The following is a 26,253-nucleotide window of genomic DNA, read 5'->3' as shown; positions in this document are numbered from 1 at the left end:
CATGAAGCTATTTCTGACCCGCCTGACCCTGGCGGTCGGCCTGGCTGCGCCGGTGTTGTTTGCCCATGCCGATGATCAGGTCAAGCGCGGTGAATACCTCACCCGCGCAGCTGACTGCATGGCGTGCCACACGGCACCGGGCGGCGCGCCATTTGCGGGCGGCCTACCTATCGTCTCGCCGTTTGGCACGATCTATGGCACCAATATCACACCGAGCAAAGCGCACGGCATCGGTTTGTACAGCGATGAGGAGTTCTTTGCGGCGCTGACCGAAGGCAAGCGTCGCGACGGTGCGCATTTGTATCCGGCGATGCCATACACCTCGTACCACCTGATGCCCCGTGAGGATTCGGACGCGATTCATGCGTACCTGAAAACTATCGAGCCCATAGAACGCGCAGCGCCAGAGACCCGCCTGAGCTTTCCATTCAACGTGCGCCTGGGCCTGATCGGCTGGAACCTGCTGTACGGCAAAGCCCTGGAACTGGAGCCAGCCGAAGGCAAGAGCGACGCCTGGAAACGCGGCCAGTACATGGTCGAGGTACTCGGTCATTGCGGCGAATGCCACACACCTCGCGGCCTGCCGGGTGCGATGCAATTGGACAAGCGCCTGACCGGCGGCATTCTCAATGGTTATCTGGCGCCGAGCCTGCTCGCCACTGACCTGGCGGCTCGCGGCTGGAATGAGCAGGACCTGGCCACATTCCTCAAGCACGGCATGAGTGCCCAAGGCACGATGTTCAACGAGATGTTCCCGGTGTTCCATAACAGCACCCAGGGCTTGAGCGATCTGGATCTGGCAGCGATGGCGACGTTCCTGCTGGGCGATAAACCGCCGGCAGCCAAAGCGCTGGTCGAAGTACCGATGGATAAACTCAGCCCGAGCGCTCAGCGCGGTCGTCAGGAATACCTGAACGTCTGCGCGGGTTGCCATGCTGCGGGTGGTGACGGCAAACCCCACATCGCGGTGGCCATGCGCGGCAACACCACGCTGCGTCTGGAAGACCCGCGCAACCTGCTGCGAGTGATCGAGGACGGTATTGGCGAGCAGAAGTTTTCCGGCTTCGAGCACATGCAACCGATGCCGGGGTTCGCCGGAAAGCTCAGTGCGCAACAGCTCACCGATCTGCTCAACTACCTGCGTCAGGGCTGGGGCGGCCAATCGGCTGAGCTGGCCGTCAGCGATGTGCAGAAGCTGCAAGCCCAGGCGCCGTCCGTCGAACACAAGGCGCATTGACGCCAGCGTAGAAAGCGCTCAGCCAGTGTGGGAGCGGGCAAGTCGCTCTCACACTGGATGTGTGTCTACATTCCGAACTTATCACGCAGTCCGTAATACCAAGCCCCCAGCGCCGCAAATGGCGTGCGCAACAGCTGCCCACCTGGGAACGGGTAGTGCGGCAGGTCGGCAAACGCATCAAAACGCTCTGCCTGACCTCTTAGCGCTTCTGCCAGCACCTTGCCTGCCAGGTGCGTGTACGTCACGCCATGGCCGCTGCAGCCTTGTGAATAATAGATGTTGTCGCCAAGGCGGCCGACCTGCGGCAGTCGCGACAGCGTCAGCAGGAAGTTGCCGGTCCAGGCGTAATCGATCTTCACATCCTTCAACTGCGGGAACGCCTTGAGCATTTTCGGTCGGATGATTGCTTCGATATTCGCCGGGTCCCTAGCGCCATACACCACGCCGCCGCCGAAGATCAGGCGCTTGTCGCTGGTGAGGCGGTAGTAGTCGAGCAGGTAGTTGCAGTCCTCGACGCAGTAATCCTGCGGCAACAAGGTCTTGGCCAATTCGTCGCCCAGTGGTGCGGTGGTGATCACCTGCGTGCCACACGGCATCGATTTGGCCGCCAGCTCCGGCACCAGGTTCCCCAGGTAGGCGTTGCCTGCGACTATGATGAATTTGGCCCTGACCCTGCCTTCGGCGGTGTGCACCACGGGGTTGGCACCGCGCTCGATGCGCACCGCAGCCGATTGCTCATAGATCGTACCGCCCAGGGACTCAACGGCTGCCGCTTCGCCCAGCGCCAGGTTGAGCGGGTGGATGTGCCCGCCGCTCATATCCAGCAAGCCGCCGACATAGTTGTCACAGGCCACCGCCGCGCGGATGCGGCGTTCGTCCAGTAACTCCAGTTGCGTATGGCCGTAGCGCTCCCACAGGCGCTTCTGCGACTCCAGGTGGCCCATGTGCTTACTGTTGAGTGCGGCGAACACACCTCCGTCCTTCAAGTCGCACTGGATCTGGTACTTGGCTACGCGCTCGCGAATGATCCTGCCGCCTTCAAAAGCCATCTGCCCGAGCAGTTGCGCTTGCTTAGGGCCGACACTGCGCTCGATCACATCGATATCGCGGCTGTAGCTGTTGACGATCTGCCCACCATTACGGCCTGAGGCACCAAAGCCGACCTTGGCTGCTTCCAGGACTGTCACGCGAAAGCCGTTCTCCAGCAGGAACAGCGCGCTCGAAAGCCCGGTATAGCCGGCACCAATCACGCACACATCGGTTTCGACTTCACCTTGCAGTGTCGGGCGAGGTGGAACTGCATTGGCGGAAGCGGCGTAATACGACTGGGGGTAGGGGGTGTTCGCCATCCTGGAACCTCTGTTTTATATTTTTTACGAGTGCGGCGATCCTACCTGAGTTGAAAATTGCCTGCCAGCCACCGGAAAATCACAGGCGTGCCCGGCGCAAATAAAAAATTCGCATATTCATAGGCTTAGCTGCAAAAAAGATGTTGACACCCCTCCGGAATTCCGTAGAATGCCGCCTCACAGCAGGCACGTAGCTCAGTTGGTTAGAGCACCACCTTGACATGGTGGGGGTCGTTGGTTCGAGTCCAATCGCGCCTACCAAACAAAATCCGCTCTGCTGGGCGGTCTAGAAGGGCTCACCGAAAGGTGGGCCCTTTTTTGTTGCCTGAAATTTGGGCAATGGGCACCCTCAGACGCCTCACGGCGTTCTTTCAGGTTTGAAGGGTGGGTCAGCAGAACAGCGTAGCCACCGACAGCAGGCAAATTATCTGGGCGACCATCTGGCAGCGTATCTCGCCAATCGTTGTTGCCCTGTTACTCATTTGTCCGGCATACATAGCGCGAGCCCTCATTGTCGGCATAACACCGTGAACGAACTGCAGGTACACACAGCTGCATCATGGAGTATAGATCCTGTTTGGGAATTCATACGGCTGAACCGATGGTGAGTGCCTCGTCGGATCATCTACGCGACCTTTTCCCTATAAGCCTGGGTTGAACCTTCCCATGGCGCCCGATTGCGCGTTGCCATCCCCCACAAAAATTATTGGTTTGCAGCAACAATTTTTCTTGTTGGACACCCCCCGTCCCCAGGCAGCAAAGTTGCCGCCACAGACGCTCGACCTTCCGGGTCAACAATAAAAAACCGAGCCGACTGCACGCCACTTTCAAGCTGTGAGCCCTTTGCCCACATCCTGCTGTAATGGCGCCGCAGCGCGCACTAAAGGACCTCTCCGCCATGCAAACAGTTGTGAACTTATGGCCGTTGATCGGCGTACTTGTCATCGTGGTCGGCTTTGTATTGCGCTTCAATCCGCTGTTGGTGGTCACTGCGGCCGCCATCGCCACTGGGTTCGCCGCCCAGTTCCCGCTGGAAAAAATTCTCGCCACCATGGGCGATGGCTTCCTCCAGACCCGTGCCCTGCAATTGATTCTATTACTGCCGCTGGCGGTGATCGGCCTGTTGGAGCGCCATGGCCTGCGCCTGCATGCGCAGAACTGGATCGCCCGCTTCGAGCGCGCCACGGTTGGGCGTTTGCTGATCATTTATCTGTTTGTGCGTGAATCCACGGCCGCCATGGGGCTGACCAGCCTGGGTGGGCATCCGCAAATGGTGCGACCGCTGTTGGCGCCGATGGCCGAAGGCGCGGCGGAAAAACGCTACGGCAAGCTGCCGGACAAGCTGCGGCATAAGGTATTGGCCATGTGCGCGGCCACCGACAACGTTGGGCTGTTTTTTGGAGAAGACATTTTTGTCGCCTTCGGTGCCATTGCGTTGATGCATACCTTCCTGTTGGGCTCGGGCATTGATGTGGAGCCGTTGCACATTGCGGTATGGGGCATTCCCACGGCGATCTGTGCCTTCATCATTCACGCTATCCGCCTGCATCGTTTTGATCGACGCCTGACCCGAGAGATGAGCCCGGCCACCGCCCCGGTGGAGGCTGCGCAATGATCATTTCCATTCAATACCTGTACTGGCTGGCCGGTGTGCTGTTGCTGATCACCGCGGGCATGATCCTGCTCGATCGTTCCCATCCCAAGCGCTGGTCCAGCGCGCTGTTCTGGCTGTTGTTCGCCATACCGTTCCTGGTGGGGGAGCGCCTGCCTTCGGTGGTGATCGGGGTCGGTGTGGTGGTGATGGCATTGATCGCAGGCCTGGGCGGTGTGGGTCGTGGCCAGCACGCCGAATTGCACGACAAGGCGTCCCGCGCCAGTGCCGGGCGCCTGGGCCACAAGTTGTTTATCCCGGCATTGGCGATCCCGCTGACCACGGTGATTGGCTCGGTATTGCTCAAGCACACTGAAATCGGCGGTGTACCGCTGCTGGACCCGAAGAACACCACTTTTGTGTCCCTCGGCATCGGCTGCCTGATTGCCCTCGGCCTGGCCTGCTGGCTGACCCGCGATACGCCGGTACAAGCTTTGCGCGAATCGCGCCGCCTGACCGAGGCGTTGGGCTGGGCGATGGTGCTGCCGCAGATGCTGGCGATGCTCGGCTTGCTGTTCAATGAAGCCGGGGTGGGCACCGCTGTCGCCCACGTCACCACCACTTATATCAACCTGGATTACAAGTTGGTGGCGGTGATGGTGTATGTGCTGGGCATGGCCTTGTTTACCGTGATCATGGGTAATGGCTTCGCGGCGTTCCCGGTAATGACAGGGGGCGTCGGCGTGCCGGTACTGGTGGGGATTTATGGCGGCAACCCCGCGGTGATGGCGGCGATCGGCATGTTTTCCGGCTACTGCGGTACGCTGATGACGCCGATGGCGGCCAACTTCAACATCGTACCGGCAGCCTTATTGGAGCTGCCTGATAAAAACGCGGTGATCAAGGCCCAGATACCCACGGCGCTGATGATGCTGGTGGTCAATATCGTGCTGCTTTATCTGTTGATGTGAGGCTCAAATGCAAACGGTGCTGCTGACGGGCTTCGAGCCCTTTGATAACGACTTGGTGAACCCCTCCTGGGAGGCGGCGCGACAGCTCGATGGCGTGCAAGTGGCCGAGGGTGTGCAGATTGTCGCGCGTTGCTTGCCGTGCGCATTTGCCACCGCAGGCACGTACCTGGCCCAACTGATAAACGAGTTGAGCCCGGCGATGGTGATTGCTACCGGCCTGGCACCTGGGCGCAGTGAGATGTCCATCGAGCGGGTGGCGATCAATATCAACGACGCGCGCATCCCTGACAACCTCGGGCAACAACCGATTGATACTGCGGTGGTGGTCGATGGCCCGGCTGCGTACTTCTCGACGTTGCCGATCAAGGCCATGGTCAAGGCGCTACGCGAGGCGGGTGTTGCCGCAGCGGTTTCGCAAACGGCGGGGACCTTCGTGTGCAACCAAGTGTTTTATCTTTTGCAGCATCGGCTGGCCGGCACCGGGGTGCGCAGTGGGTTTGTCCATGTGCCGAGCTTGCCGCCAGCGGGCCAGCCTTCCCTGGTTGAAGGCTTGCGGCTGGCGGTCTCTACGGCTTGGCTCATCCAGGCCGATGTGGTGGAAACAGGTGGGCAGGTGAGTTGACGGCTAGGCTGCGCATATAGGTGGGGCAACTTCGGCTATAGTTCACAAGCGTATCCACCTTGGAAAACCATCATGATCAAGTGCCCGAAGTTCGTGTCTGTCGCGTTGTCCCTCGCGCTGTTTGCGGGTAGCGGTCTTGCCCTGGCTGATCCCGGTAATGGCAAGGGCCAAGGTAATAACCAGGGGGGACAGGGTCAGGGTAATAACAAGGCTAATAACCCGGGAGGGAAGGGGCAGGGCAATAACAAAGGCAATAACCCGGTAGGACAGGGCTATGACAAACCCGGAGGCAAGGGCGCGTCGGGTGGTCATGGCCCAAGCGTTGACCGAGGGAGCGTACTTAATGTGTTGGGCGGCTATCGCGATTACTGGAGCCCGGGGCCTGCATTGCCACCAGGTATCCAGAAGAATCTGGCGCGTGGCAAGCCGCTGCCACCCGGTATCGCCAAGAAGCTCGACGGCCGCCTGTTGGGACGCTTGCCCCATTACGATGGTTATGAATGGCAGCAAGCGGGAACCGACTTGATCTTGGTGGCCATTGCCACCGGTATCATCTACGAGGTGCTGAACGGGGCCTTGGATTGAGTGGGCGAGCTGTCACGCGTTGCGCTTTGGAAAAAACAATTCAAAGCACGTCACGCCGCCCTCACTGGTAACCCCATAGCGGCCGTTATGCAACTGCATGATGGTCGCCACAATCGACAGTCCCAACCCGTTGGACTGGGACGAACACCCGCGGGATTCATCCACCCGGTAAAAGCGTTCGAACAACCTGGGCAAATGCTCGGCGGCAATGGTTTGGCCGTAGTTGCTGACCCTAAGGCGGATCCCTTCGGTCGTCGGAATTGCCTGAATATTAAGCTCGGTGTTCGGCGCGCCATATTTGATGGCATTGGCACACAGATTTGCCAGGGCCCGGCGCAGTAGCATCGGTTCAGCCCAGATCACGCCTTCGCCCAAGCCAACGATGTGCATGCCCACATCACCGGCCAACCCCTCGAAATAATCTGCGATGCGTTCCACCTCATCCGCTGCGTCCAGCTCCTGGCGTTGGCGCAAGGCGCTGGCAGGGTCGGTACGGGCCAGGAACAACATGTTATCGAGCATCCGCGCCAAGCGTTCGAGCTCTTCGACGTTAGAGGCCAGCAGTTGTTGGTAACTCTCCATGCTGCGGCTCTGTTGCAGAGCGACCTGGGTTTCACCGAGCAAGTTGTTGATGGGGGTACGCAGCTCGTGGGCCATATCGGTGGAGACCTGGCCCAGCTGGATAAAACCTTTGGCCAGCCGTTCAAGCATGGTGTTGAAGGAATCAATCATCGGCAGCAGTTCTTTGGGAGCGCCGTGGCTGTCGAGGCGTTCGGCCAGGTTACTGACGCCGATGCCCTGTGCATGGCTGGCCAGACGCCGCAACGGCAGCAACCCACGGTGTACCAGCACATAACCGACCAAGGCGAGGATCACCGCTGCGATGCTGGCCAGGATGAACACGTTCAAGCGATAACGCGCGAGCATGCTCGTGCGTTCGGCCATCAGGCGCCCGACGGTGACTTGCAGGCTGCCCAGGTCACCGGTATCGATGGACGCCGCTACGGTGGCGAACGGCACGCCGTTCACATCGAGGAAATGCTGCACATCGGCAAGTCCGAGCGCATGGTCTTTCGTCACGGGCGATACCGGGGGAATCTTGATGTTGCCAGGGTTCACCAGCAATAACGCTTGCTGCCCGGGTGCGGCGATGCTCAATACCGACTCACTGTTGCCCAGCATGTTCTGGAACAGCTGCGGTTTGGACTTGATCAGCTCCAGGGTGTTGCCGTCATTAAGCAGGTTGCGCAGTTGGTTGGCGCGCGAGATCAGCGCGGCGTCGTCACGCTTGATCAGTTCACGCTCCAGCTCGCGGTACAATGTCACGCCCAGGGTTGCCAGCAAGGCGAAGGCGAGCAAGGCGAAGATCAGTGCCAGGCGCAGGGTCAGGGAATAGTGGCGATGATGGTTCATGGCTGGGTATCGAAGCGGTAGCCAATGCCCCGCACGCTGTGGATCAGCTTGAGTTGGAACGGGTCGTCGATTTTCAGGCGCAGGCGTCTGACGGCCACATCCACTACGTTGGTGTCGCTGTCGAAGTTCATGTCCCAGACCCGCGAGGCGATCAACGAGCGGGACAGCACCTGGTCCTGGTGCGTGGCGAACAGGTGCAGCAGGGCGAATTCCTTATTGGTCAGGGTAATGCGCGTGCCGGCACGGGTGACACGACGCTTGAGCACGTCAATGTGCAGGTCGGCGATGTGCAGCTGTTCTTCCTCGCGGCTGGGGCCGCGGCGGTTGAGGGTACGCAGGCGTGCGACCAGCTCGGCGAAGGAGAAGGGCTTGATCAAGTAGTCGTCGGCACCCAGTTCCAGGCCTTTGATGCGGTCGGCAATATCATCCCGGGCGGTGAGGAACAGCACCGGCGTATCGGCTTCTTTACGCAGGCGGCGCAGCACTTCCCAGCCGTCCATCTTCGGCATCATCACGTCCAGCACAATCACGTCGAAGGGCGTCTCCAGGGCCTGGTGCAAACCATCCACGCCATCGCGGGCCAGGCTTACAGAGTGGCCCAGCTCCTGCAGGCCGTTGAGCAGGTAATTGCCGGCCTTGGGTTCGTCTTCGACTACGAGGATGTTCATGGCAGATGCCCCTGCTTCAATAAGTGGCGCCAGTGTAGCCCGATCAATTGTCACTGGCGCAACCGATGCCCTGGACCTGGTAATCCAGCACGTGTTCGCGTCCCTGGTGATCCAGGTAACGCAATTGCGCCGGTACGACCCCGCACTGGCCGTAGGTGTCGGTACTCGACACTACCTTGGCGACATCCAGGTGCACGAAGAAGCCGGTCTTGTCATGAATGACGTTGGAGGCAGGGACCGTGGCGGCAGCAAACGCCGAGCCGGTGGTGAGCAGGGCGGCAAAAGCGAGGGTAAACAGTTTCATGGTGGTATCTCTCGTTACGGATTGGCTGCCGCAGTGGCAGTGAGCTCACGGTAACCAGGCGATCCCAACAGCCAACCAACAGGATCATGACAAGTTCGTCATTCTTGACGTGAGACCGATACGTGGGCGGTTTGAGGGGGCTCAGCGTTTACAAGCGTGAAGGTGATCCGTAGATTGCAGGGGTCCAGCTCTTGAGGAAGCCGCGTAGTGTCCATCCCGAATCCAACTGTGTTTACCCGGCGCTATCGCGCCTTCCTGTTCGACATGGACGGGACGCTGCTTAACTCCATCGCTGCGGCCGAGCGGGTATGGAGCATCTGGGCGGAACGTCATGGCCTGGACGTGGAGGCGTTCCTGGGCACTATTCATGGCGCCCGCGCGATTGATACGATCAAGCGTCAAGCGTTGCCGGGTGTCGATCCCGAGGTGGAAGCCCGGTGGATCACCGAAGCTGAGTTGAATGACGTGGAAGGGGTTGTTGCGATTCCTGGCGCTGTAGAGTTTTTGAAGGGCTTGCCCATCGATCAATGGGCGCTGGTCACCTCTGCTCCAAAGGCGTTGGCGATGCGCCGACTGCAAGCGGCAGGCATTCCGGTGCCGGAAGTATTCGTGACGGCCGAAGATGTGGCGAGCGGCAAGCCAGATCCGGCCTGTTATGTGCTGGGTGCCCAGCGCCTGGGCGTGCCGGTGCAAGACTGCCTGGTATTCGAGGACGCCACGGTGGGCATTCGGGCGGGGGAGGCGGCGGGGGCGGATATCATGGTCGTGACCTCTGCGCACCTGACGCCGATGGTGACTGAGCATGCTTGTATCGAGGGGTACAGCAAGTTGCGGGCGCTACGCGACGATGATGGCTTGCTTTGCGTTCATCCGTTGACACCTTAATGCACAGAAAGGCCGAGCCTTCACCGGGCTCGGCCTTCTGTGCAGGCAACTGCTAGCAACCGGCTGCTTTTCATTCCCTGACGCGACAGCACCATTTCCCTGAGTATCTCTGTGGCGAGCCGGTTGATGGCATCAGTGCCGCGATGATGCGCCCGCACGATTCCGGTAATCGCAAAATGATCGGTTTCGGGGCCGCTGAGAACGGCTGACAAGGTACCGTCGGCATGCAGGGTGCACTCAACCGTGTAGCTGGGCAGGCGATCTGCCAAGGCTTTTTCGATTTGGGATTTGCTGAGCGTGTCCATCTGATTCTGCACCTTTGACTGACCGTGCATGCCCAAGCATAGGTCTTGTTGCTCAACTGTAAATACCGGCGATCCGATAGCAGGCAGCGGTGTTCAGCGCAGGGTTTGCTGGTGTGCGCGTTGAGCTGCGCGTTGACACAACTTGCGCAAAATAACCTTTTGCATGGGTTTGAGGCAGAACACCAGCAAGTAGCCAAACAGCAAAAGTGTCAAGTCCAGCCAGCCGTGGTCATCGGGAAAGGCCCGTTCAGCTTCCACTCTCAGCCCATACCCGAGCGCGAGGAAAACCAAGCCGATCAGCAGGGCAATCATCCAGGAGCGGGTAACAAGTGGGGGCGTCGCGGCTGGCCTCATCGACGTGCTCCTGAATGCACTCGGATGGCAGGAAAAAGCGTCACAAATTGGGCTGCGAATAGTTCGACAAGTTCCAGGTACGCTGACAGTTTCATTTTGCGGCGAAGAGGTATGCAAAGGGCGCGCTGGTCACGCAGGAAAGCGCGAGCAGGCCGATCGGGTTTTCGCCAGCCGTTACAGTGAACGAAAAGGCTGGCTACTGAGGCGTTTCAAGGTGTCTGGTTTTTGTCGGGCGCAGTCAGGCCCGCCTGGATGCGCTGGTAAATTTCCTCGCGATGCACGGCAACGTCCTTGGGAGCGTTGATGCCGATTCGTACTTGCTGGCCGCTAACGCCCAGGATGGTGATCGTAATGTCATCACCGATGTTTATGCTTTCACCGACTTTGCGGGTGAGTATAAGCATGGACTTCTCCTTGATTACTTTTAAGGACACATGTTTCAGACAGGGCAGGTGTCGGATGTGTGTAGCTTACTGCGAAGCGCTTCCCTGTGACTGCCTCTTTTAGGACGCATAGAGGCGACATTAATTCCCATGGCGGCATCATACAGGTCGCGATACATCATTCGCATTGTTTAAGCCAACGTTTATGACGGCCAGAATAGACAGTGAATGGTAAAGTCGCCTCTTTGATCCTCAAAGGAGCAGGGCAGTGCGTAAAGTAGCGATGGCAATTGTGGTGTTGGCGTTGGCCGGATGCGGTGAAGGTAAATCGGTCGATGCCCCCAAGGCCAAGCCTGCCGTGACCGAAAGCCTGCCACAAACCGGTGCGATTGCCGCTCAAGAATGGGATCTATGGGTCGGCCCGCCGGACCACAAGCTGCAGGCGATCACTGACCTGACCGCCTGGTTGCTGGAGCATGGTTTCAGTTTTTACATCGTGAAGGTCGATGGCAAGGATGAAGTGCGGCTGGGCCCGTTCGCCACCAAAGCGGAGGCAGAAGCCAGGCAGGCGTTGCTTAACGAAAAGATGGCGAGGGCCAAGAAAACCGATACGGTGTCGGAGATCATCGAACACAAGGTCGCGCAGTAAGGGCCTGAGTGGGCGGCAGCCCCGCCCACATTCAGCCGCAGGCCTTAAGGTTCACCGGGCCGACAAACTCGTTGCCGCGTCCCATCACACAAGCCACTGTCTGGTTGCGCTGGCGCTCCCAGGTCTGCACCGGATAGGTCTTGTTCCAGGCTTCATACAGTTGCCGGTCCTGCTTCGACAGCCGCAGACCGTACTGCTTGCTCATATAAAAATACGTGCGTGCGATCATTCCACGAATGGACGGGCGCGGCATGACCTTCTTGGCCTTGAAATCCACCTGGGTCAGGCATGAGCCGTACTGCCCGCTTTGTATCGGCAGCCAGCCAAAGCTGAAGTTGTTACGGTCGCCATTCACTTCGCCGATGCTCGGCACCAGGTTGTGCAGGTCAGCCTCGGCGCGTTTGAACACCTCGTCGTGGCGCGTGCAGTTTTTTCGCCCGCCACTTTGCCAACATTGGCGCTGATGCCCGATTTGCCAGGCAGGCACGATGTGTTCCCACTCGATGCGCGCAGCGCGGTTGGCGTTTTTGCGTGGGATGTAGCCACAGGCTTTCAGGTCCACACGATTACCCGTGTACTTACACCCGCAGTAGAACTCGGTGGATTGCGGGGCGTAGAGCTTCCAGGCAATTTTCTTGGCTTCGCTGAAGGTTCGAGGGGCTTGGGCGTGGGCGGTGATGGTAAAAAACAGACAGCACAGGGCAATAAAGCGGGCACTCATTCAATCAATCTTCCTTCGGCACAACCCAGAAAATCTGCACGCCGCCGTCATCCCGATAGGCCAGGGTGACATTGTCGTTTTCAGCAATTTCTTCCAGAAGACGCTGCCACTCGTCCTCCGGCTCATCGGGTAAACGGAAGATCAAGGCTGCCTTGGCTTTCTGGGCGTTGGTCGAATTGATGATTTTTTGCACGCGAATGGCCAGGCGCTGGTAGGCGTCAGGCGATGCGGGTACTGCGGACGAGGGCTTTGCCACGGAGCATTCCTTAATAGGCTGTACGCACATACAGTATTTAAATGTAGGCGATTTCGCAACTGCTTAAATTTCAAGAAGTTGGTCTGACAGCGATTAAGGGAATTTGTTGAAGTGCGGAGGGAGGAGGGCTGTAGGAGCAAACTCGCTCCTACAGGTAGATCATCAGGAATCAGTATTCCCAGAACATCCGTTGCAGTTCCTTGCTGTCCTGGGTCTTGGTCAGGGCGACCATTGCCAGGATCCGGGCTTTCTGCGGGTTCAGGTCATGGGCAGCAACCCAGTCATATTTGTCGTCTGGTTGTTCCGCGTTACGCAGGACGAAACCGCCGGCATTCACGTGGGAAGAGCGAATGATCTGCACGCCTTGCTTGCGCAGTTCCTGCAGGGCAGGGACCACCTTGGCCGATACCGAGCCATTGCCGGTACCGGCATGGATGATGGCCTTGGCGCCAGCCTGGGCCAGTGCCTTGACGGCGGTGTCGCTCACGTTGCCATAACCGTAGGCAATTTCGACATCGGGCAGGCTCTTGATGGTCTTGATATCGAATTCGGAATCCATGGTGTGACGCTTGGCCGGCAGGCGGAACCAGTAGGATTTGCCTTCAACAACCATGCCCAGCGGACCCCATGGGCTCTTGAATGCCTCTGTCTTGATGTTGATCATCTTGCTCACGTCGCGACCCGATTGGATCTCGTCGTTCATGGTGACCAGTACGCCTTTGCCCCGTGCATCCTTGCTGCCGGCGACAGCAACCGCGTTGTACAGGTTGAGCATGCCGTCCGCCGACATGGCGGTGCCTGGGCGCATGGAACCGACCACCACGATAGGCTTGTCGGTTTTCTCCACCAGGTTCAGGAAGTAGGCGGTTTCTTCAAGGGTGTCGGTGCCGTGGGTGATCACGATACCATCCACGTCCTTGCTGTCGGCCAGTTCGGCGACGCGACGGCCCAGTTGCAGCAGGTTTTCGTTGTTGATGCTTTCCGAGGCAATTTGCATCACCTGCTCGCCGCGCACATTGGCGATCTGGCCAAGCTCAGGAACGCCGGCAATCAGTTGTTCGATGCCGACCTTGGCGGCCTGGTAGGTAGCGCTATTGGCGGCACTGGCGCCGGCGCCGGCGATGGTGCCGCCTGTGGCCAGGATGACCACGTTGGACAATTTAGTCTTGGTTTCAACTTCTTTTGCCTGGGCGGCAAGGGGGAACAGCAGCAGGAGCGCGAGGGCGCCCGGGACAAAGTTCTTCAGTGCAGATGTCATTATTTTTCTCTCTGGTTTTTGATGAGTGCTGTAGCAGGTTCATCTAGAACACCCGGGCGGTTCTGAGCGCCGCAGGGTGCTGGGAAAGAGCAGGATTCGTACCAGACTGATGGTGCCTGCTGTTTTAATTTAACGTATTGATTTAGAACAAATTTTGTCGGAATTTAAGATTGCTGGTGCGACGCTTCGTCCGGCTTTCCGAACGATGCAGGGCTGTGGTGTTCGGTTGTCCGAAAGCTGTATGGATTATCTTGGCGACTCGTACGGCTTCGGCAAGCATCATCTGTCGTTTCAGGGGTTATTCGGTAAAGGGCTTTGCTTAAACGTATCAGTGGCTTCGGTGAAGTAGCCAGTGCTGGAGAGCTGGATGAAAGGCTTGTTTTCTACCGTTGACAAATCCCGACAAGGTTCTCATAGTTTGTTCAACGCAAACGTTTGCGAGATGTTTCACAGCACTCTCCTCGAGTACCGTGACAACTCGTATCGGCCACCCAGGTGGGAGGCTACCGAAGGGTCTTCGGCGCAAGCGTTGCTCACAATAATCATAAGATCGGAGTGAACCCATGAAGCTGCCATTTGCTGGACGTCTTCTTGCTGTCGCTGTGCTTGCTGCCGCATCCGCCGCTTTACCTCTCTCCTCTGCATTTGCTGAAGACGCCGCCGCCAAACCCAAAGTCGGCCTGGTGATGAAATCCCTTGCCAATGAATTCTTCGTCACGATGCAAGAGGGTGCAAAGGCTTATCAGAAAGATCACGCCGCCGATTTCGACATGATTACCAACGGTATCAAGAACGAAACCGACACCAGCGCACAGATTGCCATCGTCAATGAAATGATCAATTCCAAGGTCAACGCCATTGTGATCGCGCCCGCCGATTCCAAAGCGCTGGCCAACGTACTGAAAAAAGCCTCTGACGCTGGCATCAAGGTCGTCAACATCGACAACCGCCTTGACCCTGACGTACTCAAAAGCAAAAACCTCGATATTCCTTTCGTAGGCCCGGACAACCGCAAAGGCTCCAAGCTGGTGGGCGACTACCTGGCCAAGCAACTTTCTGCGGGTGACAAGGTTGGCATCATCGAAGGCGTACCGACCACTACCAACGCCCAGCAGCGTACCGCAGGCTACAAGGATGCAATGGACGCCGCAGGCATGAAGATCGTTTCCACCCAATCCGGTAATTGGGAAATCGACCAGGGCCAGAAAGTTGCGTCGGCGATGCTGAGCGAACACCCCGACCTCAAGGCCCTGTTGGCCGGTAACGACAACATGGCCCTGGGCGCTGTTTCTGCCGTACGTGCCGCTGGCAAGGCTGGCAAGGTGCTGGTCGTAGGCTACGACAACATTGAAGCCATCAAGCCGATGCTGCAGGACGGGCGTGTGCTCGCGACTGCCGACCAGGCCGCAGCCCAGCAAGCGGTGTTCGGTATCCAGAACGCGCTGAAGCTGGTCAAGGGTGAAAAGGTCGATGCCAAAGATGGCGTGATCGAAACCCCGGTCGAACTCGTCCTCAAGAAGTAATCCTGGCGGTACCCAACAGCGCTCGCTCGTCCTGAGCGGGCGCCTGGAGATTTTCCTATGTCATCTTCCGCCCCGAACGCTGTCCTCTCGGTCAGCGGTATCGGTAAGACCTATGCCCAGCCGGTTCTGTCCGACATCACCCTGACGCTCAATCGCGGGGAAGTGCTGGCGCTGACCGGTGAGAACGGCGCAGGCAAAAGTACCTTGTCGAAGATCATCGGCGGCCTGGTCACACCAACTACCGGGCACATGCAGTTCAACGGTCAGGATTACTGCCCCGCCAGCCGCACCCAGGCCGAAGCCTTGGGCGTACGCATGGTCATGCAGGAACTCAACCTGCTGCCGACGCTGACGGTGGCTGAAAACCTGTTTCTGGACAACCTGCCGAGCAGCTGTGGCTGGATCAGCCGCAAACAACTGCGCAAGGCTGCGATCGAAGCCATGGCCCAGGTCGGCCTGGACGCGATCGACCCGGATACGCTGGTTGGCAGCCTGGGCATTGGTCATCAGCAAATGGTCGAGATTGCCCGTAACCTGATTGGCGACTGTCATGTGCTGATCCTCGACGAACCCACGGCCATGCTCACCGCCCGTGAAGTCGAAATGCTGTTTGAGCAAATCACCCGCCTGCAGGCCCGGGGCGTGGCGATCATTTATATTTCGCACCGGCTGGAAGAGCTGGCCCGTGTCGCCCAGCGCATTGCGGTATTGCGCGACGGCAAGCTGGTCTGCGTCGAGCCGATGGCCAATTACAACAGCGAGCAGCTGGTGACCTTGATGGTCGGTCGCGAGTTAGGCGAACACATCGACCTGGGTCCACGTACGATCGGTGCCCCGGCCTTGACCGTGACCGGCCTGAGCCGCTCGGACAAGGTTCGCGACGTCTCATTTGCAGTGCGAGCTGGCGAGATCTATGGCATCTCCGGCTTGATCGGCGCCGGTCGCACCGAATTGCTCCGCCTGATCTTCGGCGCCGACCTGGCCGACAGCGGCACCGTGGCCCTGGGCTCGCCGGCCAAGGTGGTGAGTATCCGCTCGCCGGTGGACGCGGTCGGTCACGGCATTGCCCTGATCACCGAAGACCGCAAAGGCGAGGGCCTGCTGCTGACCCAGTCCATCAGCGCCAATATCGCCCTGGGTAACATGCCGGAAATCTCCGGTGGCGGCCTGGTCAATAGCCGCGATGAAACTGCCTTGGCCAAGCGCCAGATCGACGCCATGCGGATCCGCAGTTCCAGCCCGGCGCAATTGGTCTCCGAGCTGTCGGGGGGCAACCAACAGAAGGTGGTGATCGGCCGTTGGCTGGAGCGCGACTGTTCGGTGATGCTGTTCGATGAGCCGACCCGAGGTATCGACGTCGGCGCCAAGTTCGACATTTATGCCTTGCTCGGCGAACTGACGCGCCAGGGCAAGGCGCTGGTGGTGGTGTCCAGTGACCTGCGCGAACTGATGCTGATCTGTGACCGCATCGGTGTGTTGTCCGCCGGGCGCCTGATCCAGACTTTCGAGCGTGACAGCTGGACCCAGGACGAATTGCTCGCCGCCGCCTTTGCCGGCTATCAGAAACGTGATGCGCTGCTCAATGAAGCAGCGCCTAGGAATACCCCATGAAAACAAGCATTTCCCCCGGTAAGACTGGCGGCAACTTCTATGGCCTGGGTACTTACCTGGGCCTGGCGGGTGCTTTGCTGGCGATGATTGCGCTGTTCTCTGTGCTCAGCGACCACTTCCTGTCCTATGACACCTTCAGCACCCTGGCCAACCAGATTCCGGACCTGATGGTGCTGGCGGTAGGCATGACCTTCATCCTGATCATCGGCGGCATCGACCTGTCGGTAGGTTCCGTGCTGGCATTGGCGGCGTCGGCGGTCAGCGTGGCGATTCTTGGCTGGGGCTGGAGCGTGCTGCCCGCCGCGTTGCTGGGCATGGGCTGCGCCGCATTGGCCGGTACTATCACCGGCTCTATCACCGTGGCCTGGCGCATTCCGTCATTTATCGTGTCCCTGGGTGTGCTGGAGATGGCTCGCGGCGTGGCCTACCAGATGACCGGTTCGCGCACCGCCTATATCGGTGACTCGTTTGCCTGGCTGTCCAACCCGATTGCCTTCGGTATTTCCCCTTCGTTCATCATCGCGCTGCTGGTGATCATTGCGGCCCAGTTGGTGCTGACCCGTACTGTATTCGGGCGTTACCTGATCGGTATCGGCACCAACGAAGAGGCGGTGCGCCTGGCTGGTATCAATCCCAAGCCCTACAAGATCCTGGTGTTCAGCCTGATGGGCCTGCTGGCCGGCGTGGCGGCGCTGTTCCAGATTTCGCGTCTGGAAGCGGCGGACCCGAATGCCGGTTCGGGCCTGGAACTGCAAGTGATCGCCGCCGTGGTGATTGGCGGCACCAGCCTGATGGGCGGGCGCGGTTCGGTCATCAGTACGTTCTTCGGGGTGTTGATCATTTCGGTCCTGGCTGCCGGCCTGGCGCAGATCGGCGCAACGGAACCCACGAAACGCATCATTACCGGTGCAGTGATCGTGATCGCCGTCGTCCTCGATACTTACCGCAGCCAGCGCGCCAGTCGGCGGGGCTGAACCATGGCAACGATCAAGGATGTGGCAGCGCTTGCAGGCATTTCCTACACCACGGTGTCCCATGTGGTGAACAAGACGCGCCCGGTCAGCGAGCCGGTACGCATTAAGGTGGAGGCGGCGATCAAGCAATTGGACTACGTGCCCAGCGCCGTAGCACGTTCGCTCAAGGCCAAGACCACGGCCACCATCGGCTTGCTGGTGCCCAACAGCCTCAACCCGTATTTTGCGGAGCTGGCCCGCGGCATCGAGGATTACTGCGAGCGTAATGGTTACTGCGTGATCCTCTGCAACTCCGATGACGACGCTGAAAAGCAGCGCAGTTACTTGCGCGTACTGCTGGAAAAGCGCGTCGACGGCTTGATCGTGACGTCGGTAGGTGGTGATGACAGTGGCCTTGCCGCCGGCTTGAGTGCGGTGCGCACGCCCATGGTAATTGTCGACCGGGCGCTGGATGGCATCGATGTCGATCTGGTGCGCATTGATCACGAAGAGGGCGCTTACCTCGCGACACGGCACTTGCTGGAGTTGGGGCATCGGGACATTGCCTGTATCGGCGGCCCGGGGCATACCCGCGTGGCGCAGATGCGGCTTGCGGGCTACCAGCGTGCATTGCGTGAGGCCGGCGTCGAGGTGCTGGCCAATCGCATCCTGGAAAGCGATTTTACCAGCACCGGAGGTTACGCCGCGGCGGTGCAGTTGCTGTCGGAGAACCCGCCCAGTGCGATCTTCGCCAGCAACGACATGATCGGTTTTGGCGTGCTGCGTGCCGCCGCTGAACGTAATATCCGCGTGCCAGGCGAGTTGTCGGTGATCGGCTTCGACGACATCCAGATGGGTCGCTACGTCTACCCGGCGCTGACCACGGTCGGGCAGTCGATCCTGCAACTGGGCGAGACGGCGGCCGAGTTGTTACTGCAACGAATAGCAACACCCCAACTGCCGATCGATCAACGTATCGTGACGCCGAGTATTGTTTTGCGTGAGTCAACGGCGCCACTGGCCGGTGTGTTCGCCCAATACCGCTGAACCGAATTGATGAGTACTGATGTATGCCAGCAAAAGTAGTGGTAGTAGGCAGCTTGAACATGGACCTGGTCACCCGCGCCAGTCGCTTGCCGCGTGCCGGTGAAACCCTGGTCGGCCAGAGTTTTTCCACCGTTCCCGGAGGCAAGGGCGCCAACCAGGCCGTCGCGTCGGCGCGCCTGGGGGCCGATGTTGCGATGATTGGTTGCATCGGTACGGACGCCTACGGCAGTCAGTTGCGCGAGGCGTTGGTGGCGGAAGGCATCGATTGCCAAGCGGTGAGCACCGTAGAAGGTTCCAGTGGTGTGGCGTTGATCGTGGTGGATGACAGCAGCCAGAACGCAATTGTCATTGTGGCGGGTAGCAATGGTGAGCTGACGCCCGAGTCTCTGAAAGCCTGCGACGCTGTGCTGCAGGCAGCAGAGGTGATCATCTGCCAGCTTGAAGTGCCGATGGACACCGTTGGCTATACGCTCAAGCGCGGTCGTGAGTTGGGCAAGACGGTCATCCTCAATCCGGCCCCGGCAAGCGGACCCCTGCCCGCGCAGTGGTATGCCTCGATCGACTACCTGATCCCCAATGAAAGTGAGGCCAGCGCCCTGAGCGGTGTGGCGGTGGACTCGCTCGACAGCGCCAAGGTCGCCGCGACGGCGCTGATCAAGGCGGGGGCGGGTAAAGTCATCATCACCCTGGGCGCCCAGGGTGCGCTGTTCGCGGATGGTAAAAGCTTCGAGCATCTGGTCGCGCCGAGGGTCAAGGCGGTGGACACCACGGCCGCCGGCGACACCTTCGTCGGTGGCTTCGCCGCTGCGCTGGCTGCCGGCAAGAGCGAGTCCGAGGCCATTCGTTTTGGCCAGGTCGCGGCAGCGCTGTCGGTCACCCGTAACGGCGCTCAGCCTTCCATTCCTACGCTGCACGACGTCCAAGGTTTTGTGCCCTCATGAAAAAGACACCTTTGCTCAATATCGCCCTGTCACGCGTGATCGCGTCCCTGGGCCATGGTGACATCCTGGTCATCGGCGATGCAGGCCTGCCGGTACCTCCCGGTGTGGAGCTGATCGACCTGGCGCTGACCCAGGGCATTCCGGATTTCATCAGCACATTACGCATTGTGCTGAGCGAAATGCAGGTAGAAAGCCACGTGCTGGCCGAAGAAATCCTGCTTAAGCAACCGCCGGCGCTGACCGAACTCAATACACTCACAGAGCAGGCTGCGTTGGGTGAGCGACGCCTGCTCAGCCATGATCAGTTCAAGCAACTGAGTCGCAACGCCCGCGCGGTTGTGCGCACCGGCGAATGCCAGCCTTACTGCAATATCGCGCTGGTGTCCGGCGTAACGTTCTAGCGTCCCCCCTATGACAAGGAGTGCTTTATGCAACGTGGTCTACCTACCCTGAAAAACCTGTTCCGGAGTGTCCTGCTTTTGTCCGCGCTCACAGCAGCAAGCGCCCAGGCGGCGGAAAAAATCGACCTGATCATCGACACTGATCCGGGCGCCGATGATGTGGTGGCGCTGTTGTTTGCCATGGCTTCGCCAGAGGAGTTGAGCATTCGTGCACTGACCACCGTCGCCGGTAACGTGCGCCTGGACAAGACCTCCCGCAATGCACGCCTGGCGCGCGAGTGGGCAGGGCGCGAGGACATCCCGGTGTATGCCGGTGCACCCGCGCCGCTGTTGCGCAAGCCGATCTATGCCGAGAACATCCATGGCAAGGAAGGCATTTCCGGCGTCACCGTGCACGAGCCGAAAAAAGGCCTGGCCGAAGGCAATGCCGTTGACTACCTGATCAAGACCCTGGGCAGCGCCAAGCCGCACAGCATTACCATCGCCATGCTCGGTCCGCAGACCAACCTGGCGCTGGCGCTGACCCAGGCGCCGGAAATCACACAAGGCATCAAAGAAGTGGTGGTGATGGGTGGTGCGCACTTCAACGGCGGCAATATCACGCCGGTGGCCGAGTTCAACCTGTTCGCCGATCCAGTCGCGGCTGAGATCGTGCTGAAAAGTGGTGTGAAGTTGACTTACCTGCCGTTGGATGTGACCCATAAAGTCCTCACCAGCGATGCGCGCCTGAAAAAAATTGCGGACCTTAACAACAACGCGAGCAAGGTCGTCAGCAGCATTCTGAATGAGTACGTCAAAGGTGATATGGAGCACTATGGCATTCCGGGCGGCCCGGTCCACGATGCGACCGTGGTTGCCTACCTGCTCAAGCCTTCGCTGTTCAGCGGTCGTCAGGCCAATATGGTCGTAGACAGCCGCGAAGGTCCGACTTTCGGCCAGACCATCGTCGATTGGTATGACGGACTCAAGCAGGAGAAAAATGTGTTCTGGGTGGAGAACGGCGACGCCCAGGGCTTCTTCGATCTGCTGACCGAGCGTCTGGCGCGTCTGAAGTAAGGCGCTTCCCGGTCAGCGTTCGCTGGCCGGTTCTTATTTGTGCGTTTGTGCACCCATATGGTCGGCCGGGTATTTCTCGAATACCTGGCCGATGAAGGCTTGTGCGGCTTGGGTGCCCAGCTCCTTGACCAGCAGGTCGATACCGATGATCGCCATTTCTTCCGGGCTTGCGGGGCTGTAGGAGCTTTGCCCTTGGGGCCATTTGGCTTTGATGTCGGCTTGGATCGTTACGGTGGTCATGGACGTCTCACGGGCTGAAAGTACTGGGCAATGCGCTGGAATGCGGTTCCAGCCGGCGCAGTTAAGCATTTTACGCGGCATTTGGCACTGCTACTTAGGCATGAAGGAGGGGGTGTGCGACACTGCCAGCCTGTCCAATAGCCGGGAAACAACGCGTGCAGATCAATTTGAACAACCCTGAGGACCTGACCCAGGCGGCCGTGCGCGAACTGCTTGCCAGCGCCAGTGACGATGAACATACCCAGCTGCGTGTTACCAAGGAGGGTATTGCCTACATTTCTTCGGGGACCGTGGGAGGCGTTAACATCGACGGCCTGCTCTTTCGCCTGGAGACCTGGGCAAAGGGCTCCGGGTATGTCGGCATCGTCGCGGCAAGCGACGAAGTCTGGGTCATGCAGATTTTTAACGCGTTGAAGCAGAATTGGCCTACACCTTCTTCTGACTACATTGATATCTACTAGGTGCGTTCATATCTAGTCACGATTGACAGGGCGCTTGCCTGCTGTGAGTGAGGCAGACTTGCGCGCAGGCGGTTAACGTTCTGAAACCAATCGCTTTGACTGCTGTCGCACGATCTCTGTCCATTTTTTATCATAGGAGGCTTCATGCCTTGGAAGCTCGCATCATTCGGTACTTTGTTGGCAGCACTCGCGTTGGCGGGTTGCAGCACCCCGGGTGCCTCTGAGCCAGGCAAAGACGCCGCCGCGACCGATGCCGGTCATAGCCGCTGTGAGTCGAAGGCCGCCGAGTTTGCAATCGGCCAGAAAGCCTCGCCCCAGTTGCTGGAGCAGGCCCGTACGCGTGCCGGTGCGCAGAATGCACGCATTCTCAAGCCCAACGATATGATCACGCTGGAGTATCGCTCCGACCGCTTGAACCTGAACACCGATAACAACCTGGTGATCACTCGGGTCAATTGCGGCTGATTGCCCTGCGGCTTTTGCATCGCCCATAAAAAACCCCGTCACATGGACGGGGTTTTTTTAGCTCAGCGGGGAATTACTCGCCGCGAACCTGTGCAGCTTGCATACCCTTTTGGCCTTTCTCAGCCACGAAGGAAACGGTCTGGCCTTCTTTCAGGCTTTTGAAACCGTCGCTTTCGATAGCTTTGAAGTGTACGAACAGGTCGTCACCGCCACCTTGAGGAGTGATGAAGCCGAAGCCTTTTTCATCGTTGAACCATTTAACGGTGCCGGTTTGGCGATTAGACATGGTGTATCTCCAAGAAACATATATTTTCAGTAGTGCTGTGCTGCTCAGGCCAACTGGGCACACTGGGCTATCATAGTCGAAATGTTCGACTTGGGAGCCCCCCCAAGGCATTGTTTGCTAATCAATCGCGTTGCGTTTGATCCCTGGGCCGGCTGAAAGCCCCGATCTACGGGGCTTTGCGGTGAAATATCAGCTGTTAAAAAAAGCCGTAAAACCTGCATATTTTGTGCGAAATAGCAGTTTTGAGGCCGTTTTTTCAGTGAAATGGCCGTCTGATCAGTGGTCAATCTTACTTTTTCTTCACGACTTTGCAGGACGAAATAGCCGCGACTGCTTTGTTTTTAAGCTCCGGGCTGGCGTTCTGGTTGGTCATGAGTTCCTTGATCTCGGCAGAGCTCAATTCGGCATTGATCTTGTCGGCGCCACATTCGCAGTGGGCTTTGGCAGTCTTGACGTCTACGTTCTGACTGGCGGCGGCACTGCAGTCGCTCACGAAGCTGTCACGGGCACCAGCTGGCCAGTTGGACGGGGCTGCGGCCTGTGCACCGAGGGAAAGGAGGCTCAGGGTAGCGGCGACAGCGAGGGTAGAGGTGAAACGCATCATGGGATGCTCCTTTGGGTCGAGGACGAACGGCGATTCTCAGTGGGTTTGAGGCCCGGCGTACAGCTCAAGTTCACTTTTGCAGCTATAAAGCCTTGAAATGCTGTTTACACAAAGCTTCGCCGGCGCGACGACCGTTCATCTGTGCTAGCATCCTCGCCTGGCTATTTCCCGGCGCGCCATTTGCCGCCTTGCCAGGTCCATTTTGTTCACTCCAGTCACTCTGGTTCGATTATCGGTTGGCCGAAAGGCTCCTGCCGCTGTAAGGCAGGCGTTCTTCATTAGAACGGCCTGGTGTTGGATCTTGTACTGGCTCATCCCAACCCACGTGACCTTTGGTAGGGGTCACCACTAGGAGAGGAGGCGCCATGCCAACTATTACTCTTCCCGATGGCAGTCAACGTTCATTCGATCATGCGGTTTCCGTCGCCGAGGTCGCCGCATCCATTGGTGCCGGCCTGGCCAAGGCCACCGTGGCCGGTAAGGTCGACGGCAAGCTGGTTGACGCCAGCGACCTGATCACCAGCGACGCCAGCCTGCAAATCATCACGCCCAAGGACCAAGAGGGGCTGGAGATCATTCGCCACTCTTGTGCACACCTGATTGGTCATGCGGTGAAGCAGCTGTATCCGACCGCCAAGATGGTGATTGGCCCGGTTATCGAAGAAGGCTTCTATTACGATATCGCCTACGAGCGTCCCTTCACCCCGGACGACCTGGCGGCCATTGAGCAGCGCATGCACGCGCTGATCGAAAAAGACTATGACGTCATCAAGAAGGTCACCCCGCGTGCCGAAGTGATCGACGTGTTCACCGCGCGTGGCGAGGACTACAAGCTGCGCCTGGTCGAAGACATGCCGGACGAGCAGGCCATGGGCCTGTACTACCACGAAGAATACGTCGACATGTGCCGCGGCCCGCACGTACCGAATACGCGCTTCCTGAAATCGTTCAAGCTGACCAAGTTGTCCGGTGCCTACTGGCGCGGCGATGCGAAGAACGAACAGCTGCAACGGATCTACGGCACGGCATGGGCTGACAAGAAGCAGCTGGCCGCCTATATCCAGCGCATCGAAGAAGCTGAAAAGCGCGACCATCGCAAGATCGGCAAGCGCCTGAACCTGTTCCACCTCCAGGAAGAAGCGCCAGGCATGGTGTTCTGGCACCCGAACGGCTGGACCCTGTACCAGGTGCTCGAGCAGTACATGCGCAAGGTTCAGCGCGAAAACGGTTACCTGGAGATCAAGACCCCGCAGGTCGTTGATCGCAGCCTGTGGGAGAAATCCGGGCACTGGGCCAACTACGCCGACAACATGTTCACCACCCAGTCGGAAAACCGCGACTACGCCATCAAGCCAATGAACTGCCCATGCCACGTGCAGGTGTTCAACCAGGGCCTGAAGAGCTACCGCGAGTTGCCGATGCGCCTGGCCGAGTTCGGTGCCTGCCACCGTAACGAGCCATCGGGTGCACTGCACGGCATCATGCGCGTGCGTGGCTTCACCCAGGACGATGCCCACATCTTCTGCACCGAAGAGCAGATGCAGGCCGAATCCGCCGCGTTCATCAAGCTGACCATGGACGTCTACCGCGATTTCGGCTTTACCGAAGTCGAGATGAAACTGTCCACTCGTCCGGAAAAACGCGTCGGTTCCGACGAGCTGTGGGACCGCGCCGAAGCGGCACTGGCCGCAGCGCTGGACAGTGCGGGGCTTGCGTACGACCTGCAACCGGGGGAGGGCGCATTCTACGGTCCGAAGATCGAGTTCTCGCTGAAAGATTGCCTTGGCCGCGTCTGGCAGTGTGGTACCCTGCAGCTCGATTTTAACCTGCCGATCCGTCTGGGAGCCGAATACGTCTCCGAAGACAACAGCCGTAAGCACCCGGTTATGCTGCACCGGGCGATCCTCGGCTCGTTCGAGCGGTTCGTCGGCATCCTGATCGAGCACTACGAGGGCGCGTTCCCTGCGTGGTTGGCTCCGACCCAGGCAGTGATCATGAATATCACTGATAAACAGGCAGATTTTGCCGCTGAAGTTGAAAAAACTCTCAATGAAAGCGGATTTCGTGCCAAGTCCGACTTGAGAAATGAAAAGATCGGCTTTAAAATCCGCGAGCATACTTTGCTCAAGGTTCCCTATCTTTTGGTTATCGGAGATCGGGAAGTCGAGATGCAGACTGTCGCTGTGCGTACTCGTGAAGGTGCTGACCTGGGCTCGATGCCCGTCGCCCAGTTCGCTGAGTTCCTCGCGCAAGCGGTTTCCCGGCGTGGTCGCCCAGATTCGGAGTAATTACTATTAAGCGTGAAATGAGACAAGATAAACGAGCTGCACCGAAAGCCCCGATCAACGAGAATATCTCGGCACGCGAGGTTCGGTTAATTGGGGCTGAGGGTGAGCAGCTTGGGATTGTGTCAATTGAAGACGCGCTTCTTAAGGCTGAAGAAGCCAAGCTCGATTTGGTGGAAATTTCCGCCGATGCTGTACCGCCTGTCTGCAAGCTGATGGACTACGGCAAATCGATCTTCGAGAAGAAGAAGCAGATTGCCGCAGCCAAGAAAAACCAGAAGCAGATCCAGGTTAAAGAAATCAAGTTTCGTCCAGGGACGGAGGAAGGGGATTACCAGGTAAAACTGCGCAACCTGGTACGTTTCCTGAGTGATGGGGACAGGGCCAAGGTATCCTTGCGATTCCGCGGCCGTGAGATGGCCCACCAGGAGCTGGGGATGGAACTCCTCAAGCGGGTTGAAGCTGACCTGCTCGAGTACGGTTCGGTCGAACAGCATCCTAAGATGGAAGGACGCCAGCTGATCATGGTCATCGCCCCGAAAAAGAAGAAGTAATCAACAGGGCACGGCAGGCCTTCTGATTATGTTTATCAACTGAATGCGGAGTATCCGAACATGCCAAAGATGAAGACTAAAAGTGGTGCTGCTAAGCGGTTTCTGAAAACTGCTAACGGTATCAAGCACAAGCACGCTTTCAAGAGCCACATTCTGACCAAAATGTCGACCAAGCGTAAGCGTCAACTGCGCGGTAGCAGCTTGCTGCATCCGTCTGACGTGGCAAAAGTCGAGCGCATGCTGCGCCTTCGTTAATTTTTGGATCAAGAATAGAG

Annotated in this window: 32 protein-coding genes and 1 tRNA gene; 20 read left to right on the top strand and 13 right to left on the bottom strand. The window is 58.7% G+C overall.

Annotated elements, in window-relative coordinates; all coding sequences use genetic code 11:
- Position 1: 1 nt before the first annotated feature.
- Positions 2-1,237 carry a c-type cytochrome gene (locus tag ASD70_RS13715; RefSeq protein WP_056846716.1) on the top strand — a complete coding sequence of 412 codons (1,236 nt, stop codon included), beginning with the start codon at positions 2-4 and terminating at the stop codon, positions 1,235-1,237.
- Positions 1,238-1,302: 65 nt separating this feature from the next.
- Here ASD70_RS13715 and ASD70_RS13710 read toward each other — a convergent pair whose 3' ends face one another.
- Positions 1,303-2,586, bottom strand: a complete 1,284-nt coding sequence (locus tag ASD70_RS13710) for an NAD(P)/FAD-dependent oxidoreductase (protein ID WP_056846715.1) — start codon at positions 2,584-2,586, stop codon at positions 1,303-1,305.
- Positions 2,587-2,770: 184 nt separating this feature from the next.
- On the opposite strand from ASD70_RS13710, the gene ASD70_RS13705 reads away from it, so the two are divergent.
- The 5 genes from ASD70_RS13705 to ASD70_RS13685 all read left to right on the top strand — a co-directional run bounded on the left by ASD70_RS13705 (position 2,771) and on the right by ASD70_RS13685 (position 6,355).
- Positions 2,771-2,847: transfer RNA gene (locus ASD70_RS13705), tRNA-Val, on the top strand.
- Between the two features lie 637 nt (positions 2,848-3,484).
- Positions 3,485-4,201, top strand: a complete 717-nt coding sequence (locus ASD70_RS13700) for a DUF969 domain-containing protein (RefSeq protein WP_056846714.1) — start codon at positions 3,485-3,487, stop codon at positions 4,199-4,201.
- Positions 4,198-5,148, top strand: coding sequence for a DUF979 domain-containing protein (locus ASD70_RS13695; protein WP_046068927.1), 951 nt, complete (start codon positions 4,198-4,200; stop codon positions 5,146-5,148). Before ASD70_RS13700 ends, ASD70_RS13695 begins: the two co-directional genes overlap by 4 nt.
- A 7-nt stretch (positions 5,149-5,155) precedes the next feature.
- Positions 5,156-5,770, top strand: coding sequence for a pyroglutamyl-peptidase I (pcp, locus tag ASD70_RS13690; protein ID WP_046068926.1), 615 nt, complete (start codon positions 5,156-5,158; stop codon positions 5,768-5,770).
- Positions 5,771-5,842: 72 nt separating this feature from the next.
- Complete coding sequence (locus ASD70_RS13685; protein WP_046068925.1) at positions 5,843-6,355, top strand: anti-virulence regulator CigR family protein; 513 nt, start codon at positions 5,843-5,845, stop codon at positions 6,353-6,355.
- A 12-nt stretch (positions 6,356-6,367) separates the two neighbouring features.
- Here ASD70_RS13685 and ASD70_RS13680 read toward each other — a convergent pair whose 3' ends face one another.
- Genes ASD70_RS13680 through ASD70_RS13670 form a run of 3 tightly spaced genes read right to left on the bottom strand, consistent with a single transcriptional unit; the run spans position 6,368 to position 8,740 of the window.
- Entirely contained in the window at positions 6,368-7,768 is a 1,401-nt protein-coding gene (locus ASD70_RS13680) for a heavy metal sensor histidine kinase (RefSeq protein WP_046068924.1), read from the bottom strand.
- Positions 7,765-8,436: a heavy metal response regulator transcription factor gene (locus ASD70_RS13675; RefSeq protein ID WP_046068923.1), complete on the bottom strand. Its 672-nt coding sequence runs from the start codon at positions 8,434-8,436 to the stop codon at positions 7,765-7,767. The genes ASD70_RS13680 and ASD70_RS13675 overlap by 4 nt, the downstream gene beginning before the upstream one ends.
- A 43-nt stretch (positions 8,437-8,479) precedes the next feature.
- Positions 8,480-8,740 carry a DUF2790 domain-containing protein gene (locus ASD70_RS13670; protein WP_056846713.1) on the bottom strand — a complete coding sequence of 87 codons (261 nt, stop codon included), beginning with the start codon at positions 8,738-8,740 and terminating at the stop codon, positions 8,480-8,482.
- A gap of 207 nt (positions 8,741-8,947) precedes the next feature.
- Between ASD70_RS13670 and ASD70_RS13665 the strand changes: the two genes are divergently transcribed.
- Positions 8,948-9,625, top strand: coding sequence for an HAD family hydrolase (locus tag ASD70_RS13665; protein WP_046068921.1), 678 nt, complete (start codon positions 8,948-8,950; stop codon positions 9,623-9,625).
- 20 nt (positions 9,626-9,645) lie between these two features.
- Here ASD70_RS13665 and ASD70_RS13660 read toward each other — a convergent pair whose 3' ends face one another.
- From ASD70_RS13660 to csrA, 3 genes are all read right to left on the bottom strand, one after another.
- Positions 9,646-9,930, bottom strand: coding sequence for a hypothetical protein (locus ASD70_RS13660; RefSeq protein ID WP_046072516.1), 285 nt, complete (start codon positions 9,928-9,930; stop codon positions 9,646-9,648).
- Between the two features lie 93 nt (positions 9,931-10,023).
- Positions 10,024-10,284: a hypothetical protein gene (locus ASD70_RS13655; protein ID WP_056846712.1), complete on the bottom strand. Its 261-nt coding sequence runs from the start codon at positions 10,282-10,284 to the stop codon at positions 10,024-10,026.
- 209 nt (positions 10,285-10,493) lie between these two features.
- Entirely contained in the window at positions 10,494-10,688 is a 195-nt protein-coding gene (gene csrA, locus ASD70_RS13650) for a carbon storage regulator CsrA (protein ID WP_003192511.1), read from the bottom strand.
- Positions 10,689-10,950: 262 nt separating this feature from the next.
- On the opposite strand from csrA, the gene ASD70_RS13645 reads away from it, so the two are divergent.
- A complete protein-coding gene (locus ASD70_RS13645) occupies positions 10,951-11,316 on the top strand; it encodes an SPOR domain-containing protein (RefSeq protein WP_046068919.1) in 366 nt (121 codons plus the stop codon).
- A 31-nt stretch (positions 11,317-11,347) separates the two neighbouring features.
- Here the strand turns inward: ASD70_RS13645 and ASD70_RS13640 are convergent, their stop codons facing one another.
- From ASD70_RS13640 to ASD70_RS13630, 3 genes are all read right to left on the bottom strand, one after another.
- A complete protein-coding gene (locus ASD70_RS13640; RefSeq protein ID WP_046068918.1) occupies positions 11,348-12,037 on the bottom strand; it encodes an endonuclease in 690 nt (229 codons plus the stop codon).
- A 4-nt stretch (positions 12,038-12,041) separates the two neighbouring features.
- Entirely contained in the window at positions 12,042-12,293 is a 252-nt protein-coding gene (locus ASD70_RS13635) for a DUF1654 domain-containing protein (protein WP_231989017.1), read from the bottom strand.
- A 169-nt stretch (positions 12,294-12,462) separates the two neighbouring features.
- Complete coding sequence (locus ASD70_RS13630; protein WP_046068916.1) at positions 12,463-13,551, bottom strand: asparaginase; 1,089 nt, start codon at positions 13,549-13,551, stop codon at positions 12,463-12,465.
- A 563-nt stretch (positions 13,552-14,114) separates the two neighbouring features.
- Here ASD70_RS13630 and ASD70_RS13620 point away from each other — a divergent pair.
- The 7 genes from ASD70_RS13620 to ASD70_RS13590 are packed head-to-tail and all read left to right on the top strand — an operon-like array spanning position 14,115 to position 21,083.
- Positions 14,115-15,074 carry a sugar ABC transporter substrate-binding protein gene (locus ASD70_RS13620; RefSeq protein WP_046068915.1) on the top strand — a complete coding sequence of 320 codons (960 nt, stop codon included), beginning with the start codon at positions 14,115-14,117 and terminating at the stop codon, positions 15,072-15,074.
- 57 nt (positions 15,075-15,131) lie between these two features.
- Positions 15,132-16,685 carry a sugar ABC transporter ATP-binding protein gene (locus ASD70_RS13615; RefSeq protein ID WP_056846710.1) on the top strand — a complete coding sequence of 518 codons (1,554 nt, stop codon included), beginning with the start codon at positions 15,132-15,134 and terminating at the stop codon, positions 16,683-16,685.
- Complete coding sequence (locus tag ASD70_RS13610; protein WP_003192502.1) at positions 16,682-17,659, top strand: ABC transporter permease; 978 nt, start codon at positions 16,682-16,684, stop codon at positions 17,657-17,659. The genes ASD70_RS13615 and ASD70_RS13610 overlap by 4 nt, the downstream gene beginning before the upstream one ends.
- A 3-nt stretch (positions 17,660-17,662) precedes the next feature.
- Complete coding sequence (locus ASD70_RS13605; protein WP_046068913.1) at positions 17,663-18,685, top strand: LacI family DNA-binding transcriptional regulator; 1,023 nt, start codon at positions 17,663-17,665, stop codon at positions 18,683-18,685.
- A 23-nt stretch (positions 18,686-18,708) separates the two neighbouring features.
- Positions 18,709-19,626, top strand: coding sequence for a ribokinase (rbsK, locus tag ASD70_RS13600; protein ID WP_046068912.1), 918 nt, complete (start codon positions 18,709-18,711; stop codon positions 19,624-19,626).
- A complete protein-coding gene (rbsD, locus tag ASD70_RS13595; protein ID WP_046068911.1) occupies positions 19,623-20,027 on the top strand; it encodes a D-ribose pyranase in 405 nt (134 codons plus the stop codon). Before rbsK ends, rbsD begins: the two co-directional genes overlap by 4 nt.
- Before the next feature lie 27 nt (positions 20,028-20,054).
- Complete coding sequence (locus tag ASD70_RS13590) at positions 20,055-21,083, top strand: nucleoside hydrolase (RefSeq protein ID WP_043049572.1); 1,029 nt, start codon at positions 20,055-20,057, stop codon at positions 21,081-21,083.
- 33 nt (positions 21,084-21,116) lie between these two features.
- Here ASD70_RS13590 and ASD70_RS13585 read toward each other — a convergent pair whose 3' ends face one another.
- On the bottom strand, positions 21,117-21,323 hold the full coding sequence (locus tag ASD70_RS13585; RefSeq protein WP_056846709.1) for a hypothetical protein: 207 nt from the start codon (positions 21,321-21,323) through the stop codon (positions 21,117-21,119).
- Between the two features lie 155 nt (positions 21,324-21,478).
- Here ASD70_RS13585 and ASD70_RS13580 point away from each other — a divergent pair, with 155 nt between their 5' ends.
- Positions 21,479-21,784, top strand: coding sequence for a hypothetical protein (locus ASD70_RS13580; protein ID WP_056846708.1), 306 nt, complete (start codon positions 21,479-21,481; stop codon positions 21,782-21,784).
- A gap of 144 nt (positions 21,785-21,928) precedes the next feature.
- Positions 21,929-22,249 (top strand): I78 family peptidase inhibitor, encoded by a 321-nt coding sequence (locus ASD70_RS13575; protein ID WP_056846707.1) that lies wholly within the window; start codon positions 21,929-21,931, stop codon positions 22,247-22,249.
- Positions 22,250-22,322: 73 nt separating this feature from the next.
- On the opposite strand, the gene ASD70_RS13570 is transcribed toward ASD70_RS13575, so the two are convergent.
- Both ASD70_RS13570 and ASD70_RS13565 read right to left on the bottom strand, forming a co-directional pair.
- Positions 22,323-22,535: a cold-shock protein gene (locus ASD70_RS13570; RefSeq protein ID WP_003234260.1), complete on the bottom strand. Its 213-nt coding sequence runs from the start codon at positions 22,533-22,535 to the stop codon at positions 22,323-22,325.
- A 289-nt stretch (positions 22,536-22,824) separates the two neighbouring features.
- Positions 22,825-23,139 carry a hypothetical protein gene (locus tag ASD70_RS13565; protein ID WP_080889086.1) on the bottom strand — a complete coding sequence of 105 codons (315 nt, stop codon included), beginning with the start codon at positions 23,137-23,139 and terminating at the stop codon, positions 22,825-22,827.
- 365 nt (positions 23,140-23,504) lie between these two features.
- Between ASD70_RS13565 and thrS the strand changes: the two genes are divergently transcribed.
- From thrS to rpmI, 3 genes are read left to right on the top strand one after another with little or no spacing between them, the layout of a single operon-like run.
- Complete coding sequence (thrS, locus tag ASD70_RS13560; protein ID WP_046068907.1) at positions 23,505-25,427, top strand: threonine--tRNA ligase; 1,923 nt, start codon at positions 23,505-23,507, stop codon at positions 25,425-25,427.
- Complete coding sequence (gene infC / locus ASD70_RS13555; protein ID WP_169960276.1) at positions 25,427-25,978, top strand: translation initiation factor IF-3; 552 nt, start codon at positions 25,427-25,429, stop codon at positions 25,976-25,978. The genes thrS and infC overlap by 1 nt, the downstream gene beginning before the upstream one ends.
- Positions 25,979-26,038: 60 nt before the next feature.
- Entirely contained in the window at positions 26,039-26,233 is a 195-nt protein-coding gene (gene rpmI, locus ASD70_RS13550) for a 50S ribosomal protein L35 (RefSeq protein ID WP_002553160.1), read from the top strand.
- Positions 26,234-26,253 lie beyond the last annotated feature (20 nt).

The organism is Pseudomonas sp. Root569 (assembly GCF_001427465.1).
Taxonomy (GTDB): domain Bacteria; phylum Pseudomonadota; class Gammaproteobacteria; order Pseudomonadales; family Pseudomonadaceae; genus Aquipseudomonas; species Aquipseudomonas synxantha.
Note: the sequence above shows the minus strand (reverse complement) of the source record. Positions and strands in the feature narration are given on the sequence as shown.

Bases quoted from the DNA above. Each gene is read 5' to 3' on its own strand.
- ASD70_RS13680 (WP_046068924.1), bottom strand. From the start codon at position 7,768: ATGAACCATCATCGCCACTATTCCCTGACCCTGCGCCTGGCACTGATC.
- ASD70_RS13660 (WP_046072516.1), bottom strand. From the start codon at position 9,930: ATGGACACGCTCAGCAAATCCCAAATCGAAAAAGCCTTGGCAGATCGC.
- thrS (WP_046068907.1), top strand. From the start codon at position 23,505: ATGCCAACTATTACTCTTCCCGATGGCAGTCAACGTTCATTCGATCAT.
- ASD70_RS13685 (WP_046068925.1), top strand. From the start codon at position 5,843: ATGATCAAGTGCCCGAAGTTCGTGTCTGTCGCGTTGTCCCTCGCGCTG.
- csrA (WP_003192511.1), bottom strand. From the start codon at position 10,688: ATGCTTATACTCACCCGCAAAGTCGGTGAAAGCATAAACATCGGTGAT.
- ASD70_RS13670 (WP_056846713.1), bottom strand. From the start codon at position 8,740: ATGAAACTGTTTACCCTCGCTTTTGCCGCCCTGCTCACCACCGGCTCG.
- ASD70_RS13615 (WP_056846710.1), top strand. From the start codon at position 15,132: ATGTCATCTTCCGCCCCGAACGCTGTCCTCTCGGTCAGCGGTATCGGT.
- ASD70_RS13570 (WP_003234260.1), bottom strand. From the start codon at position 22,535: ATGTCTAATCGCCAAACCGGCACCGTTAAATGGTTCAACGATGAAAAA.
- ASD70_RS13605 (WP_046068913.1), top strand. From the start codon at position 17,663: ATGGCAACGATCAAGGATGTGGCAGCGCTTGCAGGCATTTCCTACACC.
- rbsK (WP_046068912.1), top strand. From the start codon at position 18,709: ATGCCAGCAAAAGTAGTGGTAGTAGGCAGCTTGAACATGGACCTGGTC.
- ASD70_RS13700 (WP_056846714.1), top strand. From the start codon at position 3,485: ATGCAAACAGTTGTGAACTTATGGCCGTTGATCGGCGTACTTGTCATC.
- pcp (WP_046068926.1), top strand. From the start codon at position 5,156: ATGCAAACGGTGCTGCTGACGGGCTTCGAGCCCTTTGATAACGACTTG.
- ASD70_RS13675 (WP_046068923.1), bottom strand. From the start codon at position 8,436: ATGAACATCCTCGTAGTCGAAGACGAACCCAAGGCCGGCAATTACCTG.
- ASD70_RS13640 (WP_046068918.1), bottom strand. From the start codon at position 12,037: ATGAGTGCCCGCTTTATTGCCCTGTGCTGTCTGTTTTTTACCATCACC.
- ASD70_RS13565 (WP_080889086.1), bottom strand. From the start codon at position 23,139: ATGATGCGTTTCACCTCTACCCTCGCTGTCGCCGCTACCCTGAGCCTC.
- ASD70_RS13715 (WP_056846716.1), top strand. From the start codon at position 2: ATGAAGCTATTTCTGACCCGCCTGACCCTGGCGGTCGGCCTGGCTGCG.
- ASD70_RS13620 (WP_046068915.1), top strand. From the start codon at position 14,115: ATGAAGCTGCCATTTGCTGGACGTCTTCTTGCTGTCGCTGTGCTTGCT.
- ASD70_RS13710 (WP_056846715.1), bottom strand. From the start codon at position 2,586: ATGGCGAACACCCCCTACCCCCAGTCGTATTACGCCGCTTCCGCCAAT.
- ASD70_RS13575 (WP_056846707.1), top strand. From the start codon at position 21,929: ATGCCTTGGAAGCTCGCATCATTCGGTACTTTGTTGGCAGCACTCGCG.
- ASD70_RS13645 (WP_046068919.1), top strand. From the start codon at position 10,951: ATGGCAATTGTGGTGTTGGCGTTGGCCGGATGCGGTGAAGGTAAATCG.
- ASD70_RS13590 (WP_043049572.1), top strand. From the start codon at position 20,055: ATGCAACGTGGTCTACCTACCCTGAAAAACCTGTTCCGGAGTGTCCTG.
- ASD70_RS13610 (WP_003192502.1), top strand. From the start codon at position 16,682: ATGAAAACAAGCATTTCCCCCGGTAAGACTGGCGGCAACTTCTATGGC.
- ASD70_RS13655 (WP_056846712.1), bottom strand. From the start codon at position 10,284: ATGAGGCCAGCCGCGACGCCCCCACTTGTTACCCGCTCCTGGATGATT.
- rpmI (WP_002553160.1), top strand. From the start codon at position 26,039: ATGCCAAAGATGAAGACTAAAAGTGGTGCTGCTAAGCGGTTTCTGAAA.
- ASD70_RS13585 (WP_056846709.1), bottom strand. From the start codon at position 21,323: ATGACCACCGTAACGATCCAAGCCGACATCAAAGCCAAATGGCCCCAA.
- ASD70_RS13695 (WP_046068927.1), top strand. From the start codon at position 4,198: ATGATCATTTCCATTCAATACCTGTACTGGCTGGCCGGTGTGCTGTTG.
- rbsD (WP_046068911.1), top strand. From the start codon at position 19,623: ATGAAAAAGACACCTTTGCTCAATATCGCCCTGTCACGCGTGATCGCG.
- ASD70_RS13630 (WP_046068916.1), bottom strand. From the start codon at position 13,551: ATGACATCTGCACTGAAGAACTTTGTCCCGGGCGCCCTCGCGCTCCTG.